At 69.3% G+C, this 17427-nt stretch carries 16 protein-coding genes; 7 read left to right on the forward strand and 9 right to left on the reverse strand.

Annotation, left to right across the window (positions count from 1 at the left end):
• The 4 genes from N7640_RS18750 to N7640_RS18765 form a co-directional block, all read right to left on the reverse strand.
• The coding region (locus N7640_RS18750) for a glutamine synthetase family protein (RefSeq protein WP_279906220.1) at nucleotides 1–1352 on the reverse strand (1352 nt) is incomplete at its 3' end.
• 92 nt (nucleotides 1353–1444) lie between these two features.
• Nucleotides 1445–1600, reverse strand: a complete 156-nt coding sequence (locus tag N7640_RS18755; RefSeq protein ID WP_279905053.1) for a hypothetical protein — start codon at nucleotides 1598–1600, stop codon at nucleotides 1445–1447.
• Nucleotides 1601–1737: 137 nt separating this feature from the next.
• Entirely contained in the window at nucleotides 1738–2151 is a 414-nt protein-coding gene (locus N7640_RS18760) for an HPF/RaiA family ribosome-associated protein (RefSeq protein WP_279905052.1), read from the reverse strand.
• 392 nt (nucleotides 2152–2543) lie between these two features.
• Nucleotides 2544–3455, reverse strand: coding sequence for a LysR family transcriptional regulator (locus N7640_RS18765; protein WP_279905051.1), 912 nt, complete (start codon nucleotides 3453–3455; stop codon nucleotides 2544–2546).
• Between the two features lie 114 nt (nucleotides 3456–3569).
• Here N7640_RS18765 and N7640_RS18770 point away from each other — a divergent pair, with 114 nt between their 5' ends.
• The 3 genes from N7640_RS18770 to N7640_RS18780 all read left to right on the forward strand — a co-directional run bounded on the left by N7640_RS18770 (nucleotide 3570) and on the right by N7640_RS18780 (nucleotide 4998).
• The gene (locus N7640_RS18770) at nucleotides 3570–4169 is read left to right on the forward strand and encodes a short chain dehydrogenase (protein ID WP_279905050.1); all 600 of its coding nucleotides are present in this window, start codon (nucleotides 3570–3572) and stop codon (nucleotides 4167–4169) included.
• A 71-nt stretch (nucleotides 4170–4240) separates the two neighbouring features.
• Nucleotides 4241–4546: an I78 family peptidase inhibitor gene (locus N7640_RS18775; RefSeq protein WP_220812770.1), complete on the forward strand. Its 306-nt coding sequence runs from the start codon at nucleotides 4241–4243 to the stop codon at nucleotides 4544–4546.
• Complete coding sequence (locus N7640_RS18780; RefSeq protein ID WP_279905049.1) at nucleotides 4546–4998, forward strand: hypothetical protein; 453 nt, start codon at nucleotides 4546–4548, stop codon at nucleotides 4996–4998. The genes N7640_RS18775 and N7640_RS18780 overlap by 1 nt, the downstream gene beginning before the upstream one ends.
• Here N7640_RS18780 and N7640_RS18785 read toward each other — a convergent pair.
• Complete coding sequence (locus tag N7640_RS18785; RefSeq protein WP_279905048.1) at nucleotides 4974–5339, reverse strand: antibiotic biosynthesis monooxygenase; 366 nt, start codon at nucleotides 5337–5339, stop codon at nucleotides 4974–4976. The genes N7640_RS18780 and N7640_RS18785 overlap by 25 nt on opposite strands.
• Before the next feature lie 185 nt (nucleotides 5340–5524).
• On the opposite strand from N7640_RS18785, the gene N7640_RS18790 reads away from it, so the two are divergent.
• Together N7640_RS18790 and N7640_RS18795 are read left to right on the forward strand one after the other, a co-directional pair.
• Complete coding sequence (locus N7640_RS18790; RefSeq protein WP_279905047.1) at nucleotides 5525–6268, forward strand: transporter substrate-binding domain-containing protein; 744 nt, start codon at nucleotides 5525–5527, stop codon at nucleotides 6266–6268.
• A gap of 109 nt (nucleotides 6269–6377) precedes the next feature.
• Nucleotides 6378–7289 carry an AraC family transcriptional regulator gene (locus tag N7640_RS18795; RefSeq protein WP_279905046.1) on the forward strand — a complete coding sequence of 304 codons (912 nt, stop codon included), beginning with the start codon at nucleotides 6378–6380 and terminating at the stop codon, nucleotides 7287–7289.
• Here the strand turns inward: N7640_RS18795 and N7640_RS18800 are convergent, their stop codons facing one another.
• Nucleotides 7290–8174: a pseudouridine synthase gene (locus tag N7640_RS18800; RefSeq protein ID WP_279905045.1), complete on the reverse strand. Its 885-nt coding sequence runs from the start codon at nucleotides 8172–8174 to the stop codon at nucleotides 7290–7292.
• 159 nt (nucleotides 8175–8333) lie between these two features.
• Here N7640_RS18800 and N7640_RS18805 point away from each other — a divergent pair, with 159 nt between their 5' ends.
• A complete protein-coding gene (locus tag N7640_RS18805) occupies nucleotides 8334–9029 on the forward strand; it encodes an aspartate/glutamate racemase family protein (RefSeq protein WP_279905044.1) in 696 nt (231 codons plus the stop codon).
• Nucleotides 9030–9050: 21 nt separating this feature from the next.
• On the opposite strand, the gene N7640_RS18810 is transcribed toward N7640_RS18805, so the two are convergent.
• Nucleotides 9051–10610, reverse strand: coding sequence for a sensor domain-containing diguanylate cyclase (locus N7640_RS18810; protein ID WP_279905043.1), 1560 nt, complete (start codon nucleotides 10608–10610; stop codon nucleotides 9051–9053).
• A gap of 243 nt (nucleotides 10611–10853) precedes the next feature.
• On the opposite strand from N7640_RS18810, the gene N7640_RS18815 reads away from it, so the two are divergent.
• Entirely contained in the window at nucleotides 10854–12113 is a 1260-nt protein-coding gene (locus N7640_RS18815) for an FAD-dependent oxidoreductase (RefSeq protein WP_279905042.1), read from the forward strand.
• A gap of 179 nt (nucleotides 12114–12292) precedes the next feature.
• Here N7640_RS18815 and N7640_RS18820 read toward each other — a convergent pair whose 3' ends face one another.
• Both N7640_RS18820 and N7640_RS18825 read right to left on the reverse strand, forming a co-directional pair.
• Nucleotides 12293–14848 carry an efflux RND transporter periplasmic adaptor subunit gene (locus tag N7640_RS18820; RefSeq protein WP_279905041.1) on the reverse strand — a complete coding sequence of 852 codons (2556 nt, stop codon included), beginning with the start codon at nucleotides 14846–14848 and terminating at the stop codon, nucleotides 12293–12295.
• Nucleotides 14845–17427: an alpha/beta fold hydrolase gene (locus N7640_RS18825; protein WP_279905040.1), complete on the reverse strand. Its 2583-nt coding sequence runs from the start codon at nucleotides 17425–17427 to the stop codon at nucleotides 14845–14847. Before N7640_RS18825 ends, N7640_RS18820 begins: the two co-directional genes overlap by 4 nt.

Raw genomic sequence — 17427 nt, forward strand, 5'->3', positions numbered from 1 at the left:
AGGTACCAGCGCCAGTCCTGCTCGCCCACCTCGCCCATGAACTGGCGGTATTCGGCGCGCTTCACCGCCAGGTAGACGCCCAGGAACTCGGCGCCGAAGGCCTCACGCGCCCAGTCGGAGCGCTCCAGGGCGCGCAGCGAGGCCAGCCAGTCGGTAGGCAGGTGTTCGGTGGCCTGGGCATAGCCGTTGCCCTCCACCGGCGCGCCGGGATCGAGGCGCTCACGGATGCCGCGGTGGATGCCGGCGAGGATGGCCGCGGCGGCCAGGTAGGGGTTGGCGTCGGCGCCGCAGATGCGGTGCTCGACATGCCGGGTCGGTGCCGGGCCGCCCGGCACGCGCAGCGATACGGTGCGGTTGTCCACGCCCCAGGTCGGCGCCAGCGGCGCGTAGCTGTTGGCCTGGAAGCGCCGGTAGGAGTTGGCGTTGGGGCAGAACAGCAGCAGCGAGTCGAGCAGGCTGGCGAGCATGCCGCCGACCGCCTGGCGCAGCAGCGGGCTGCCCTCCTTCGCCTCGCTGGCGAACAGGTTGTCGCCCTGCCCGTCCGCCAGGCTCACGTGCATGTGCATGCCGGTGCCGGCCAGATGGTCGAACGGCTTGGCCATGAAGCAGGCCTGCATGCCGTGCCGGTGCGCCACGCCCTTGACCAGGCGCTTGTAGCGCACGGCCTGGTCCATGGCCTGCAGCGCGTCGCCGTGCTCCAGGGTGATCTCCACCTGGCCCGGCGCGTATTCCGAGATCGCCGTGCGCGCCGGGATGCCCTGGGCCTTGCAGGCGGCGTAGAGGTCGGCGAGGAAGGGTTCGATCTGTTCCAGCTCACGCAGGCCGTACACCTGGGTGCTGCGCGGGCGGCCGCCGTCGGCGTCCAGCGCCGGTTGCGGGCGACCCTGGGCGTCGCGCTGCTGGTCGAGCAGGTAGAACTCCAGTTCGCAGGCCATCACCGGGTGGTAACCGTCGGCCTTCAGCCCGTCGATCACCCGCACCAGCAGGTGGCGCGGGTCGGCGACCGTGGCCGGCATACCCTCGGTGGGGTGCAGGCTGACCTGCACCGCGGCGGTGGGGATGCGCCGCCAGGGCATGCGCTGCAGGCTGCCGGACAGCGGGTAGGCGCGGCAGTCGATATCACCCACCTCCCAGACCAGGCCGGAGTCTTCCACGTCCTCGCCATGCAGGGTCAGGCCGAGCATGGTGCTGGGCAACGGCCGGCCGCTCTCGTACAGCGCCGGCAGCTCCTCGCGGTGCAGCAGCTTGCCGCGCGGCACGCCGTTGGCGTCGAGGACAAAGAGTTCGAACAGTTCGATATCGGGGTTGGCTTCGAGGAAGGCCTGGGCCTCCTCGAGGGGGGCGAATCGCATGGAGCCTCGCTTTGCGCCAGGGGGCGCTCTGTCTGGAATGACGGCAGACAAGAAGTCGGATGGCGGCCGCGTGCATGGCGCGGCCACGTTGTTCAGACGATAGCGGGGCGGGCGTCCGGTGGCCGGGCGTGGCGACAGTGCCAGAGCGCCCAGAAGGCCAGGATCTCGGGGAGCAGCACGTCGGTGCCGACGGCCCTGAGCAGGCGCGGGCGGAGGCAACGACGGGAATGGAGGCGGGACAAGCTCATGGCGGTGAGACTCGCATGGCCGCGAGCCGCGGTTAAATCGGATTTTCTACACACTCAGTTCAGCGCCGGCTAAACAATCCGCGGCGCCCACTGAAACGACAACCGCCCCGTGAGGGGCGGTTGCCTGAGCGTGGCCGTCAGCCACGCTCCAGATCACGCTGCCGGGTGAAGAACTCCTCCTCCAGCAGCGAATCGGTGGATTCCGTCTCGGCGGTCTCGGCGATGCGGCCGGTGGAAACGCCCCTGGCCTCCAGGCGGCCGGCCAGGTGTTCCAGGGCGTGGCGCATCTTCTCGGCAGCGCCGTCGATGGCCGCCCCCACGGCGTCGGCCTTGTGGCTCACGGAGAGGGGCTGGTGACCCTTCAGCCGGGCCTCGATCTGGCAGCGCTTGTCGTCGCTGCCGGATTTCTGCGCGTTCTCGTCGCTGATGTGCACGACCACCCGGGTCAGCATCTCGTCGAAGTGTTCCAGCCGGTCCGCCATCTCGGCGCTGACCCATTCCTGAAGCCTGGCGCTACCTTCGATCTGGTTCGTGTGAACTTGAACTTGCATAGGGCTTCCTCGCTTTCCTGAGGTCGGCGGCTGCAAGGTCCGGGCGGGTTAAGCGTCTCCTCTGTGGCTGCCTGCCCGGTATCGCGCGTCGCCGTCGACGCGCTCCCCCACCATGCCGCACAACCGAAAACGGACCGGGACGATCCCGGTCCGGATGAATCGCTGTGCCCAGTCTTACTACACCCGCCCGGCCGGAGCAAACCCGATCCGCCGGGGAGTGTTTCATCTGGTTGCATCGGTCGGGAGACCAGGGGGTTGTACGAAAAGTCGGCCGAGCGAAGGTGAGGCTAGGCAAAAACCGGTGAGGAAGCGGAGTGTACGAGTGGTACATGAGCATTCCGAACCGATTTTTAACAACGCATCGCCGAGCGCAGGCACTTTTCGTACAACACCTAGCGCAGGCCATCCAGGGCCTGGCGGCTGCGCTCGAACCAGCCCAGCAGGTAGTCGGCCAGCGCCCGCGTGCGGCGCGGCAGGCCGCCCTGCCAGGGGTGGACGAGGAATACCGGCGTGCTGCGCGTCTGGTAGTCGCGCAGCAGCCAGACCAGGCGGCCGTCGGCCAGTTCCTCCTGGACCATGTAGGACGGCAGGCGGGCCACCCCGGCGCCGCTCAGCGCCGCCTTCTTCAGCAGGCTGTAGTGGTTGCTGGCCAGCTGGCCGGACACCCGCACCCGCTCCAGCTGGTGCTGGCGGTGGTACAGCCATTCCTCGAAGCCGCTGTAGTGGGTGTTGAGCAGGCAGTTGTGCCCGGCCAGCTCGGCCGGCGTGCGCGGCACCGGCTGGCGCGCCAGATAGCCCGGCGCCGCGCAGGTGATCTCCTGCAGGGCGAACAGCGGCCGGGCCACCAGACGCTCGTCCGGCTGCTGGCTGGAGCGGATGGCCAGGTCGAAGCCCTCGGCCAGCAGGTCGCGATAGGCGTTGGCCAGATCCAACTCGACCCGCACCTGCGGGTGGCGGCTGGCGAAGTCCAGCAGCAGCCCGTCGAAGAAGGTCTCGCCGAGGGACACCGGCACGGTCAGCCGCACCGTGCCGCTGACCTCTTCCTGCAGGCCGCGCACCACCTGGCGCGCGCGCTGGGCCTGGGCCTGCAGCGCCTGCGCCTCGGGCAGCAGCGCGGCGCCGGCGGCGGTCAGGTGCAGGCGCCGGGTGGTGCGGTGCAGCAACTGGCTGCCGAGGCCGCGCTCCAGGGCGCTGATGCGCTTGGACAGCTGGCCCTTGCTGCAGCCCAGGCGCTCGGCGGCGGCGGTGAAGCTGCCGGCCTCCATCAGCAGGGCGAAGGCGGCCAGGTCTTCCAGATCGCTCATGGTGGGCTCTCATTGTTTCCTTTTGAGAACCAAAGGTTTCACGTTGCCTGGATTATTGGCAACAGAACCTCGCCTAAGCTGGTCCCCGTCATCCACCCACACGGGAGTTTCACCATGAAGATCATCCTCATCGGCGCCAGCGGTACCATCGGCCGTGCCATCGACCACGAGCTGAAGGACCGCCACCAGATCATCCGCGTCGGCCGCACCAGCGGCGAGCTGCAGGTCGACATCGCCGACCCCGACTCCATCCGCCGCCTGTTCGAGCGCACCGGCCGCTTCGATGCGCTGATCAGCGCCGCCGGCAACGGCCACTTCGGCCCGCTGGAGGAACTGACCGCCAAGGAGTTCGCCGTTGGCCTGGACGACAAGCTGATGGGCCAGGTCAACCTGGTGCTGATCGGCCGCGAGTTCGCCAACGACGGCGCCTCCTTCACCCTCACCTCCGGCGTGCTCAGCGAGGACCCGATCCGCCACGGCAGCGCCCTGAGCATGGCCAACGCGGCGGTAGACGGCTTCGTCCGCGGGGCCGCCATCGAGCTGCCACGCGGCCTGCGCATCAACAGCGTCAGCCCGACCGTGCTGGAAGAGTCGCTGCCCGCCTACGGCGCCTACTTCCGTGGCTTCAGGGCGGTGCCGGCGGCCACCGTGGCGCTGGCCTACGCCAAGAGCGCCGAGGGCCGGCAGACCGGGCAGGTGTATCGCGTATTGTGACCGGGGCGGTTGCCTGGGCGAGCCGACGGTGGCACGGTGGGGGCCTGTTCCAGCTGCCAAGGACGTCCGCCATGCCCCGCATCCATCCCCTCCCCGCCCTGCTCCTCGCCGGCCTGCTGGCCGGCTGCGCCTCCTCCCCGGACCAGGACGGCCCGGCCGCCGCCAAGGGCGACGGCCGCTGCGACGCAGAGGCGGTGCAGCATCTGGTGGACAAGCGCATCACCACCGAGATGGCCGAGGAGGCCCGCGTGGAATCCGGCGCCGAGCACCTGCGCGTGACCGCGCCCAACCAGGCGGTCACCCTGGAGTACAACCCGCGGCGCCTGAACATCGACATCGACGAGGACGACACCATCATCCGCCTGAGCTGCGGCTGATGCGCGCCCTGCTCTGCGGCCTGCTCGGCCTCTGCATCGCCGGCCAGGCCATGGCCCTGGGCCGGGAAGTCGGCTACGACGAGGCCCGCGAGCGCTTCGCCAACCTGCGCCAGGTGATCGAATGCGGCACCTGGGAACAGGGCGAGCAGTTCAACGAACTGCGCCTGCTGCGCTTCACGATGTACGCCCAGGACCTGATCTTCGTCGACCGCGTCACCCCCGACCACGCCGGCGAAACCTGGCAAGTCGAGCGGGGCTACGGCTTCGCCGAGGTCAACAACGACCACGCCGAGCTGAGCTTCTCCCGCCTCGCCTGTTCCAGCGATGGCGGCTCGCAGTTGCAGATCGAGGGGCAGGTCGAGAACGGCCACGACCAGAGCCAGTGGAACGTCCGCATCGAACTGGACCTGGACAGCGGCGCCTACCGCTACGACGCCAGCGCGGTGGAGTAGCGCTCCACCCGCATCTCCATGTGCCGCACCAGGCCGCCGCTCACCAGTCGCCCGAGCAACTGCAGGGGCGGCAACCGCAAGTGCGCCTCCAGCGCCTGCTCGGACGTCCAGTACCCTCTCAGTCGCCAGGCGTCGCCGGCCGACTCGCGCAACAGTTCGCAGCCGAGGCAGGCCGCATCGCCACGGGCCAGCGCCTGAAGCTCGCGCAGGCAACGGCCCAGCTCCTCGCCGGCACCCTCCCGGGCCTGGAAGCGGGCAAGGCTGGTGACCGCCGCGGCTCCGCCCGGCCATGACCAGGCTGGCTGCCCGGCGGCGCGTCGTCTCTCTGCAATCGATGCCATGGCATGCTTCTCCTTGAACGGGCGCCCTCGACGTTGCAGAGCATGGCGCCCGCAGCACCGGTCGCGTTAGCCGGAAACTGCGCGCCGATTGCACGATCCTGCCGATGCTCCGACTCCCCTAGCCGGTTGCACGGGCGGCCCGGAAGCTGCACTCTGCCGCCACCCACGAACCGCCGAGACCGGTCTTGAGAAGCCTGCTGACCACCCTGTTGATGCTCGCCCTGCTCCCAGCATACGGGGCGGACTGGCAGGTCTACACCCACAGCCTGGGCAATCAGGCCCACGTCGTCGACGGTACCCTGCACGGCGTTCCCCATGCGGGCAAGCGCGCCTTCCACGTCGAGCTGGTACGCGAGCTGCTGAAGGAAGTGGGGTTGCCCGACGAGATGGTCGAGGTGCCGCTGGCGCGCGGCCTCCTGCTGGTGCAGTCGCGCCCCCGCGTGGTGCTGTTCAACCTCAGCCGCGCGCCGGATCGCGAGCACCTGGTGCACTGGGTCGGCCCCACCCTGGAAGAGACCGACTACCTGTACGAACTGAAGACGCAGCCGACCGGCATCCGCGAGATAGGCGACGCCGCGGGGCTGACGGTGTGCGTGCTCAACGGCAGCTCGCACGACCGCCTGCTCGGCGAGCGCGGTTTCACCCGGTTGCGCCGCGCCAATTCCTATGCCGGCTGCTTCCGCATGCTGGCCGCCGGCCGGGTGCGGCTGGTGGCCTCCGCCGACAGCGACCTGGCGAGCAAGCTGGCGGACGCCGGGGTGGGCGTCGACGAGGTGACGCCGAACGCGGTGTCGCTGGGCCAGGACCGGGGCTACATCGCCCTGTCGCGGCAGACCTCGGCGGAGGACGTGCAACGCTGGCGCGACGCACTGGAGCGCCTGAAGGGGGATGGACGCTACCAGCGGCTGCATGGCGCATTCGCCCACTGAGGCGATCTGCACAAAACTGCGGGCGCCTTGCCCATTCCTGCCGATATCGCCGCCGGGGCGGGATTTCCCCCGCTACGCGGATTAAGCTGCGGGCAACCGGAGACCCGCCATGCCAGCACCCGTTACCGAGCCCCATGTGGAAACCCAGCGCCAGGAACTGGCCAGGCTGATTGCCCAGTTCTGCCCCGCGGACGGCGTCGTCGAGACGGCCGTGCCCAACCTGGCGCTGTTCCGCGCCGCCGAGCCCTCGCCCATCACCCACACCCTGTACCGCCCCGCCCTGTGCATCATGGCCCAAGGCCAGAAGAAGGTGCGCCTGGAAGACGAGGTCTACTGCTACGACCCGCTGCACTACCTGGTGACCTCGGTCCCCCTGCCGGTCAAGGGCGAGGTCACTCTGGCCTCGCCGGAGGCGCCCTACCTCAGCCTGCGCCTGGACATCGCCCCCGGCGAGCTGGGCAGCCTGCTGGCCTCCGCCGGCCCGCTCGGGGTGCCCAACCGCAGCGGTGGCCGCGGCCTGCACGTCGACCCCATCGACGCCCCGTTGCTGGACGCCGTCCTGCGTCTGCTGCGCCTGCTGGAAACCCCGCGCGACATCGCCATGCTCGCCCCGCTGGTGCAGCGGGAAATCCTCTATCGCCTGCTGCAGAGCCCCCAGGGCCAGCTGCTGCGCGACATCGCCACCGCCGACAGCCAGGCGCACCGGGTCAACCGCGCCATCGAATGGCTGAACCGCCACTTCGACGAACCGCTGCGCATCGACGAACTGGCCCGGGTCGCTAACCTCAGTACCTCCACCCTGCACCACCGCTTCAAGGCGGTCACCGCCATGAGCCCGCTGCAGTACCAGAAGCAGCTGCGCCTGCAGGAAGCGCGGCGGCTGATGCTGTGCGAGAACCTGGACGTATCCAGCGCCGGCTACAAGGTCGGCTACGAGAGCCCGTCCCAGTTCAGCCGCGAATACAGCCGCCTGTTCGGCGAACCGCCGGTACGCGACCTGGCGCGGCTGCGCGCGGGCTGACTACCACTCCAGCTCGATGCGGCTCTCGAAGCGGCGCGGCTCGCCGCTCAGCGGGTCGGTGAAGGCCAGGCTGTGGGCGAGCAGCTTGAGCGGCCGCGCGAAGTCGTCCACGCCCTTCTCGTCGACGAGTTCGGGGTAGAAGGTGTCGTTGAGGATCGGCGCGCCCAGGGCGGCCATGTGCACGCGCAACTGGTGCTGCTTGCCGGTGACCGGGAACAGCCGGTAGCGCCACAGGTCGCCGCGCCGCTCCAGCACTTCCAGCAGGGTCTCGCTGTTCGGCTCGCCCGCCACTTCGCGCATGCGGAAGAACGGCTCGCCCTTCTCCAGGCGGCTGTGCCGGCGCAGGGGGAATTCGTGCTGCGGCAGGGCCGGGGCGATGGCCTGGTAGCGCTTGTCGATGCGTTTCTCGCGGAACAGCGCCTGGTAGGCGCCGCGGCTGGCCGGGTCGGCGGAGAACAGCACCAGCCCGGCGGTGTGCCGGTCGATGCGGTGCAGCGGCGCCAGGTGCGGATTGCCGGTGTCGCGCACCAGGCGGGTGAGCAGGGTTTCCTCGGCGTAGTCGCCGGCCGGCATCACCGGCAGGAAGTGCGGCTTGTCCGCCACCAGCAGGTGCCGGTCCTGGTGCAGCACCTGGGCCTCGAAGGGTATCCGGCGCTCGTTGTCGATCTCGCGGAAGTAGCGCACGCGCATGGCTTCGCGGTACGGCGTCGTGGCGTCCAGCGGGTTGTCCCGGTCGTCCAGCACCAGGCCCCGCGCCATCCGCGCCTCCCAGGTCTGCCGGGGTATCCGCGGGAAGCGCGCGCACAGGCAGTCGAGCACGGTCGGCCAGTCGCCCGGCGGCAGGTGCAGGTAGCTGGGGCGGACGTGCAGCGGTGGCCGGGACATGCTGGGAGCCTGACGGGAAAGCCGCGCATTATTCCTCAGCCGGGAGAAAAATGCCGCCCGTCCGTCCAGGGACTGTAGGCCCGGATTCGTCGCCCACTGTAGCTGCCCGACGAGGCCATGCCGACGCACCATGGGGGCTCGACCCACGAGGAGACAGCGATGAAGACCATGGGCCTGATCGGCGGCATGAGCTGGGAATCCACCCTGCCCTACTACCGCCATGTCAACGAAGCGGTGAAGGCCGAACTGGGCGGCCTGCATTCGGCGCGCCTGGTGCTGTACAGCGTGGATTTCCACGAGATCGAGCAACTGCAGCGCAGCGGCGAGTGGGACCGTGCCGGCGCGCTGCTGGGCGAGGCGGCGGCGGCGCTGGAACGGGCCGGCGCGGACTTCCTGGTGCTCTGCACCAACACCATGCACAAGGTGGCCGACGGCATCGAGCGGGCCGTGGACATCCCCCTGCTGCATATCGCCGACCCGACTGCCGCGGCCATCCGCGAGGCGGGCTTGCGCCGAGTCGGCCTGCTCGGCACCCGCTTCACCATGGAGCAGCCGTTCTACCGCGAGCGCCTGGAAAACCACCACGGCATCGAGGTGCTGGTGCCCGACGAGGCGGACCGCGACCTGGTGCACCGGGTGATCTACGACGAACTGTGCCTGGGCCAGGTGCGCGAGGCATCGCGCCAGGCCTACCGCCAGGTGATCGAGCGCCTGGTCGAGAGGGGCGCCGAAGCGGTGATCCTCGGCTGCACCGAGATCGGCTTGCTGGTGGGCGACGCGGACGCCCGCGTGCCGCTGTTCGACACCACCCTGCTGCACGCCCGGGCGGCGGCGAAGGCGGCGCTGGTGGAGTAATCGCTCGCCGGCGCCAATGGCTCAGCCGATCGTCTGATCCACCTTGTCGTCGTGCAGCACCACCCGATCGCGGCCGGCCGCCTTGGCCGCGTAGAGCGCCCTGTCGGCACCCTGGATCAGCCGCTCGGGGCCGCCGTCGTCGGGTTCGTCCGGGGACGGCTGGCAGACGGCCACGCCGGCGCTCATGCTGACGCGCTTCCAGGGCGAGCCGGCGTGCTCCAGAGCCCGCTCCCCCAGCGCCAGGCGGATCTTCTCCGCCACCTGCAGCGCGCCCTGGGCGTCGGTTTCCGGCAACAGCAGGCAGAACTCCTCGCCACCGTAGCGGGCGGCCAGGTCGGCGGGGCGCCGCTGGCCGCCACGGATCACTTCGGCCACCTGGCGCAGGCATTCGTCGCCGACGACGTGGCCGTAGAGGTCGTTGTACTGCTTGAAGTAGTCCACATCGAACAGCACCAGGGCCAGCGGCTTGCGGCTGCGCACGGCGCGGGCGAACTCCTCGCTGAGGGCGCGCAGGAAGCGGCGGCGGTTGGCCAGGCGGGTCAGTTCGTCCTCCAGCGCCTGCTGCTCCAGGCGCTTGTTGAAGCTGCGCAGCGCGTCGCGCGTGGCCATCAGCTCCACCTCGGCCTTCTGGCTCTGCTTGATCAGGTACAGCAGGTAGAAGCCGAACAGCGCCAGGAGGCTGGCCAGCAGGATCACCACGAACAGCTGGCGGTTGGTGTCCTCGCGCCAGTCCGCCAGGATGTCGCGCTCGGCCAGCGCGGCCACCACCACCAGCGGGTATTCCTCCAGCTGCCGGTAGCTGTACACCCGCCGTACGCCGTCGACGATCGACGGGAACACCGAGGTGCCGGACGGACTGTGCGGCAGCAGTTGGCTGAAGATCGGGCCATGGGCCAGGCTGGAGCCGATGGAGGCGTCGGTGTAGGGCACGCGGATCAGCACGGTGCCGTTGTTCAGCGCCAGGTTGATGGAGCCGCTCTCGCGGATGTCGAAGGTGCCGTAGAAGCGGCGGAAGAAGTCGATGGAGATGGTCGCCAGCGCCACGCCGAGGAAATTGCCCTGGTCGTCCTCGACCCGCCGCGACAGCGGGATTATCCAGTCGCCGGTGGTGCGGCTGCGCACCGGCACGCCGACGTGGGCGCCGTGGTCGTCCGGGTGCTCGCGGTGGTAGATGAAGTATTCGCGGTCGGCGTTGTTGGCGCCGGGCGGGATCTCGCCGAACGAGTTGGCCAGCCAGTTGCCGTCCCGGTCGTAGGCGAACAGGCCGTGCAGCTCGACCTGCTGCTGCACCTGCTGGCGCATCAGCCCCTGCAGACGCTGCAGTTGCCCGTGCCGGGTGCCGTCCACCTGCAGGCGCTCGACCAGGTCGAGCAGCACGATGTCGGCCTTCTTCAGGGTGTCGCCGGCCTGCCGCGCCAGCGCCGCCGCCAGGTTCGAGGTCTCGATCTCGGCGTCGCGCAACTGCACCTGGCGGGCTTTCCAGATCAGCCAGCCATCGGTCGCCACCAGCGATACGCAGACCAGAACGACGAAGATCCGGGCCAGCGACAGGATCGTCGGCCTCTGCCACCAACGGCGCAAACTTCCTCCGCTGTCCGTAGAAATATTCATCGATACCGCAGTCCGACTTCGGCTGGTTTGCTTCAACTATAGAAAAGCCTGGCACGGGTCAACAGGGAAGCCCGCCATCGACAGCCCGCGAGGACGAACGCCGGCCCCGAGGGGCATTGCGGCAACGGCATGACGATTGGCATCTTCGGCCGGGACTTGGCCCGCCTGGATGCATACACTAGCCGCCAGTTTTTCCCGACGCCCGAGGCCACCATGACAGACGCTGCTTCCTCCACCGCCATCATCATCGGCGCCGGCCATGCCGGCGGCGAACTGGCCATCGCCCTGCGCAACGAGGGCTGGGAGGGCCGCATCCTGCTGCTCGGCGAGGAGGCGCACCTGCCCTACCATCGCCCGCCCCTGTCCAAGGCCTACCTGGCCGGCAGCGTGGAGAAGACCAGCCTGTCGATCCGCCCGCAGCTGGCCTACGACAAGGCCAACGTGGAGTTCTTCGGCAACGTGCGGGTGGTGCGCATCGACCGCGCCAACAAGCGTCTGGAGCTGGCCGACGGCAAGCAGCTGGCCTACGACAAGCTGGCCATCGCCACCGGCGGCCGCCCGCGCCCGCTGGCCGTGCCGAATGCCGCGGCGGCCGAGCGCTGCGCCAACTTCCACTACCTGCGCACCCTGGACGACGTCGAGCTGATCCGCGCGCAGATGGCACCCGGCAAGCGCCTGGCCATCGTCGGCGGCGGCTACATCGGCCTGGAGGTGGCAGCCGCCGCCGTCGCCCAGGGCCTGCAGGTCACCGTGCTGGAAGCCCTGCCGCGGGTGCTGCAGCGGGTCACCGCCGCCGAGCTGTCGGCCTACTACGAACGCAAGCACCGCGAGGCCGGGGTGGACATCCGCACCGGTGTGCTGGTGGCCGACCTGGAGCTGACCGACGGCGCCGTGAGCGCCGTGCTCTGCGCCGACGGCAGCCGCCTGGAGGCCGACCTGGTGGTGGTCGGCATCGGCCTGATCGCCAACACCGAGCTGGCCGCCGAGGCCGGCCTGGCGGTGGACAACGGCATCCTGGTCGACGAGTACGCCCGCACCGACGACCCGGATATCCACGCCGCCGGCGACTGCACCAACCACCCCAACCCGGTGCTCGGCCGCCGCCTGCGCCTGGAGTCGGTGCCCAACGCCCTGGAACAGTCCCGGGTGGCCGCCGCAGCCATGGCCGGCAAGCTCCACAAGAGCTACGCCTCGGTGCCCTGGTTCTGGTCCGACCAGTACGAGCTGAAGCTGAAGATGGTCGGCCTGTCGCAAGGCTTCGAGCGCCTGGTGCTGCGCGGCGACCCACTGAGCGACAGCTTCAGCGCCTTCTACCTCAAGGACGGCAAGGTACTGGCCGCCGACACGGTGAACCGCCCGCAGGACTTTATCGCCGCCAAGCGCCTGGTCGCCGAGGGTATCCTCGTGACCGCCGAGCAGCTGGCCGACGACAGCCGGCCGCTGAAGGAGCTGCTGCCCGTTCCGGCGGCCTGATCGCCGACGCAAACGAAAACACCGGCCTCGGCCGGTGTTTTTCGTCGGGTGCGCAGTGCGCACCTGACGGTCTTTGCGGTGCGCGCGGCGCACCCTACCAGGCTCGGTCTGGTCCGTAGCCCGGATGCAATCCGGGGACGGAGCCGCCAGCCTCCCCGGATTTCATCCGGGCTAGGGGTTCAGGGAATCCACGACCACAGTTCCACGTCGATGAAGCGGAAGATCGCCCGGGTGAAGGCCTTCCACACCGGCAGGGTCTCGCCGGCCGCCTTGGCGTAGCCGGTCATGCCCGACTTCAGTTCGCCGGCGGGGTTGTCGATGGTGGTGAGCACCTTGACGTACTTGCCGGTGGCCTTCTCGATCACGTTGGCGTCGATCTGCGTCACCGTGCCGTCGAACAACCGCTCGGAATAGGCCAGCGGCTTGACCTTGAGCACAGCGCCCGGCTGCACGTAGCCGATCTCGGTCTCCGGCACCTCGATCTCGGCGAACACCCGGTCGGCCTTCTCCACCACGGCGAAGGGCTCGCCCGGCGGCTGGAACTTGCCGACCTTCTGCCGCAGCAGCAGGGTGATCAGCTTGCCGTCCATGGGCGCGCGCAGCTGGGAGCGCTCGATCTTCGCCAGGTACAGGTCGCGCTCGCTGTTCCAACGCTGCACCTGGGCCTCGGCGGCGGCGATGGTGTCGGGCGTGGCGCCGGTCCTGGCCAGGGCCAGGTTGGCCTCGGCCACCTTGACCGCCATCAGGTCCACCTCGTACTGGCGGCGAGCCTGGTCGGCCTGCTGGGCGGAAACGCCGCCCTTGGCCAGCAGGGTCATATGGCGCTGGTGATTGGTCTGGCTGAACTGGGTCTGGGTGCGCGCCATGTCCAGGCTGCGCTGGGCGACCTCCACTTCCTCGAGGCGCGGACGCGACCTCAGCTCGGCGACAGTCGCCATTTCCTCGGCGATGCGCGCCTCGGCGATCTTCACGTGGCCGGCGTAGTCACCGGTGGCCAGGCGCGCCAGCACCTGGCCGGCCTTGACCTGCTCGCCGCCTTCCACCAGCACTTCGGTGATGATCCCGCCGATGTCGCTGGCCACTTGCTGCTGCTCGGTCGGCAGGATCACGAAGGAGCCGCCCGGCTCGTAGGGATAGGGCAGGAACAGGCAGATCAGCAGGGACAGCGCGAGCACCCGGCCGGTATAGCGGGCCGTCTTGTTCGAGGGCTGGGCGCCGACCTTCTGTTCGAGGTTCTCGGGCAGGCGGCGACGCTTCCAGCGCTCGAACTGCACGGCGCGCTCGTACATCTCGTTGGCCGACTTGAACTTGCGGTAGGTCAGCACGCTCAGGTAGCCGATCAGCACCACCGCGGCGAGCACGCCGGTGCCACCGAAATGCACCTTGAGCCAGCTGCCGATCAGCAGCAGCGCGACCACGAACAGCAGCACCGAGTACAACACCGAGGCCAGGCCGTAGGCCATCAGCGCGGTGTCGTTGGCCTCGCGATAGGCGTTGCCCCTGATCCGACCGAACAGCGCCTTGAAGGCTTTGCCACGCAACTGAGGCTCGTCCACCAGCACGGCGATCAGGTGATAGCCGCTGCTCTTCGACAGCGGGTTGAGGGTCAGCAGCAGAGCCACCGCGCTGGTCAGCGCCAGGGCTAGGCCGGCGGCCGGCAGCAGGCCGTTGGAGGCGCGGGTCAGGTACCAGGTGAACACGCCCAGGCTGAACAGCGCCAGGCGCATCAGCACCGGCCCGCCATGCAGCCACAGGCGCTCGCGCCGGCTCAGGCCGACCAGGTGGCGGATGCGCGGCAGGAAGCGCGGCAGGAAGCCGAGCATGAACGCCAGCGACAGGCTGTACACCGTGCCCCGGTACTTCTGCGCGGTCAGCGCCAGGGTCAGGGTGCACAGCAGGTTGACGGTGAACAGGCTGAACACCACGTGGCCGAGTGCCCCCATGCCGGACAGCATGGTCGCCGCGTCGAGCCGGGCCAGGGCGAAGTTGTTGATCAGGGTGCCCAGGGCCATGGCGAACAGCAGTGGCAGGACGAACACCCCGTACTTCAGCGGCTCGGTCCAGCCCTGCATGGACTTGAGCAGGCGGTGCGGGTTGAACAGGTGCAGCACCGGGATGCGCAGGGTGTCGTCCATGCCCGCGGAATCGCGCACGCCGGCCTGCAGATGGTCGGCGTCGCCGCGCCGGGCGTCGTTGGAAGCCCCCGCGCCCGGCTGCTGCGCCGCGCCACCGGCGGGCGCCGCGGCCTGCACCGGCACGGCGGTGATGGTGACCGGCGCCGGCGCGGGAGACTGGCGCCTGGCTGGCGGCGCGGCCTTGTCGCGGAAGCGCGCCACCTTCTCCTCCAGCAGGCGCTGCAGGTCTTCCTGCAACTGCTCGCGGTACTGCGCCACCAGCGGATGGGCGGCGGCGGCCAGGCCCAGCAGGCGCTGGTCGATCAGCCCGACCAGCAGCGCATCCAGGTCGCCACGGCTGAGCATCCGCGAGAAGCGCCGCTCGTAGCTGGCGGCGATGGCGACGAACTCCTCGTCCACCTGGAGCATTTCCAGGACGAAGAACTGGTGCGTCTCCAGCTCCCACTGCTGCTGGCTGGCCGGGTCGACGATCACGTACAGCGGCTCCTGCCGGCCGTTGCGCAGGAACACCTGCAGGCCCTTGCGCAGCAGCAGCGGCGTGGCGATCTTGCGGGCGTCGCCCAGGTCCGATTCTTTCTTCGCGGAGATGTTGCCGTTCATAGCACGGGGCTTCCTTTCGACCGGTCACGGATACCGGCACTGGGTGCGGCCGAGGTCATCTGCTTGCGCGGGGCGAAGAACACCTCACAGCCGCCGCGCGGGTTGTCGATGTAGCGGTCCCCGCCCAGCGGCCAGACCTTGGGGCCGAAGGGGTTGGCGGCGCCGAGGAACAGGCCGTAGGGCGAGGAAACGATGGTGCGCATGCCGATGTTGTAGGGGTTGCCCATGCCGTCGGTGGTCACCGGCACCCAGTTCTCGCCGTCGTAGCTGCGGTACAGGTCGAAGCCCGACTGGCGCTCGAAGATGAATTTCTCGCCGACCTCGTTGACGATGTTGAGGAACGGCTCCGGCCAGCTGTCGCGCCGGGCGTAGCCGAGCAGGCCGCTCCAGTCGAAGGTCGACAGGTAGAGCCAGCCCTCGTGCTCGGCCATGCGCCAGAAGTAGCCGTTGAAGAAGTTGTCGAAGCCGGCCATGTAGCCGGACAGCGGTTCCTTCCAGCCGCCCTCGGTCTGCCGCGCGTCGCCCACCAGCAGGTCCCAGCTCTTGTCCGGGCGGATGCGGATCAGCTCGGGCGGCGCCGGGCCGACGCCGTTCTGCCGGTCGATGCCGCCGCCCTGGATGGCGCTGCCGACATACAGCGCGCCCTTGAACGGGTACATGCTCAGCACCGACTGGTTGAGCGGGCCGCGGCCGGCGCCGTCGGCGATCACCTGCTCCCACTGGTAGGGCTTGCGGTCGCAGGTGCTGCGCCAGATCTGGTAGCCCTTGAGGTTGAAGGTGCCGACGTAGAGGTGGTCGCCGAAGGCGCACATCTCGAAGATGGTCTTGTTGCCCTCGTCACCGAAACCGAAGTCGCTGACCGGCTCCCAGTGCCCCTCCTCCGGAGCCTCGCTCTCGTAGACGATGGAGTGGGACGAGACATTGGGGTTGCCGCCGCGCGAGCCGGCCGGGGTGGTGTACATGCGCCCCTTGAAGCTGACCATGGTGCGGATGGTGGTCACCGGCAGGCCCATCAGGCCCGGCTCGCAGCTGGGGGTGAACTTCAGCCCATCCTCGCTGCGCAGCAGCAGCGGGCCGGGCCCCTTGGCCGGCGACCAGGTACTGACGAACAGCGACGGCTTGCGCCCGGCGCTGCCGGGGTACACGCACATGCCGCGAAAACCCAGCTCGCGGGGAATCCGCGAACCGTCGCTGCCGACGATGGTGGGCGCCTTGAACACCCGCTTCCACTCGTCCGTGCGCGGGTTGTAGCGCCAGATCTCGGCGTGCAGGTCGAGATCGAAGGGGTTGGCCGGGCACTCCACCGGCCAGGGGTCCATGCTGATCGGCAGGCGCGCCTTCATCAGCGGGAAATTGCCGCGGGTGGTGCCCACGTACAGGTAGTCGTTGAACCAGGCCATGGCGTGGGCGTAGGCGTTGACGCCGTCGCCGAAGCCGTTGCGGGCGATCAGGCGGAAGTCGTCCTCGCCGAGCCCGGCCGGTACCCGCACCTTGCTCGACAGGTTGAACATCGAGCCGGCCCGGGTCTTGCGCGCCAGCACCTCGGCGATGAAGGCGTTGAGGTGGTCGAGCGCCTCCTCGAAGCCGTCGAACGGCCCCTGCTCCCTGCCCTCGCGGGTGGCGTAGAACCACTGTTCGGCGCGGCTGTAGATACGGTCGCTGCGGAAGTAGGGTCTAGCCTCGGCGTCGTCAGCGCGGCCCTGGCGCCGGCCGCTGACGCTGCGCAGGAAGAAGGTGAAGGAACGGATCAGCTTCTGCGGCCGCGAGGCCGGGAAGAAATGCCCGGCGCCGCGCACCAGGCGGAAGTCCGCCCGTGGCCAGACGGTCAGCAGCAGCTCGCCGGTGGTCACCGCCTGGGAGCGCTCGCCGTAGATCGCCAGCAGCGGGAAATCGAGCTGGCGCAGGCGCTCCACCACCAGGCCGTCGTCGCCCATCAGTTCGTCCTGGGCGGCGGTGGTCTCCAGCAGTTTCACCCACTGGTCGGCGGTGCGCTTGCCGGACGCGCCCATCAGCGGGTTGATCAGCTCGCGCAGGGCCTCGGGCAGCTCGCGCTGGTTCAGTTGCAGGGTCGCCGCCTCCTTGAGCAGGCGATAGCCGAAATAGGGTTCGCGGGTGTTCAGCGGGATGCCGTTGTCGTCCAGGATGCGCTGGATATGGTCGGCATAGCGCCAGTCGCAACCGACGTTGCGGATGGCGGCGATGTGGGTGTCGGCGATGGTCAGGCTGCGAAAGCGCTGGGGCTGCTCGCAGGCCAGGTTCAGCGCGATGGTGCCGCCGAAGCTGTGGGCGATGAAGTGCGCCCGGCCGATGCCCAGCCAGTCGAGCAGCTGGCGCAGGTCCTCGGCCTGCTCGGCCGGGGTGTAGCCGCGCAGCGGCATGCTCGAACGACCATGGCCGCGCAGGTCGTACATGGTCACCCGGTAGTGCTTGGCCAGGGCGTGGCCGATCTGCATGTACCAGAACGCCAGGTTGGCGGCGAGGCCGTGGATCAGCACCACGTCCTCGACCTCACCCTCCGTGCGTTCGCAGGACAGCTGTTGATAGTGCAGCCGGACTCCGTTGACCTCGGCCATCGCCAT

Source organism: Pseudomonas sp. GD04015, assembly GCF_029837675.1.
GTDB lineage: Bacteria > Pseudomonadota > Gammaproteobacteria > Pseudomonadales > Pseudomonadaceae > Aquipseudomonas > Aquipseudomonas paralcaligenes.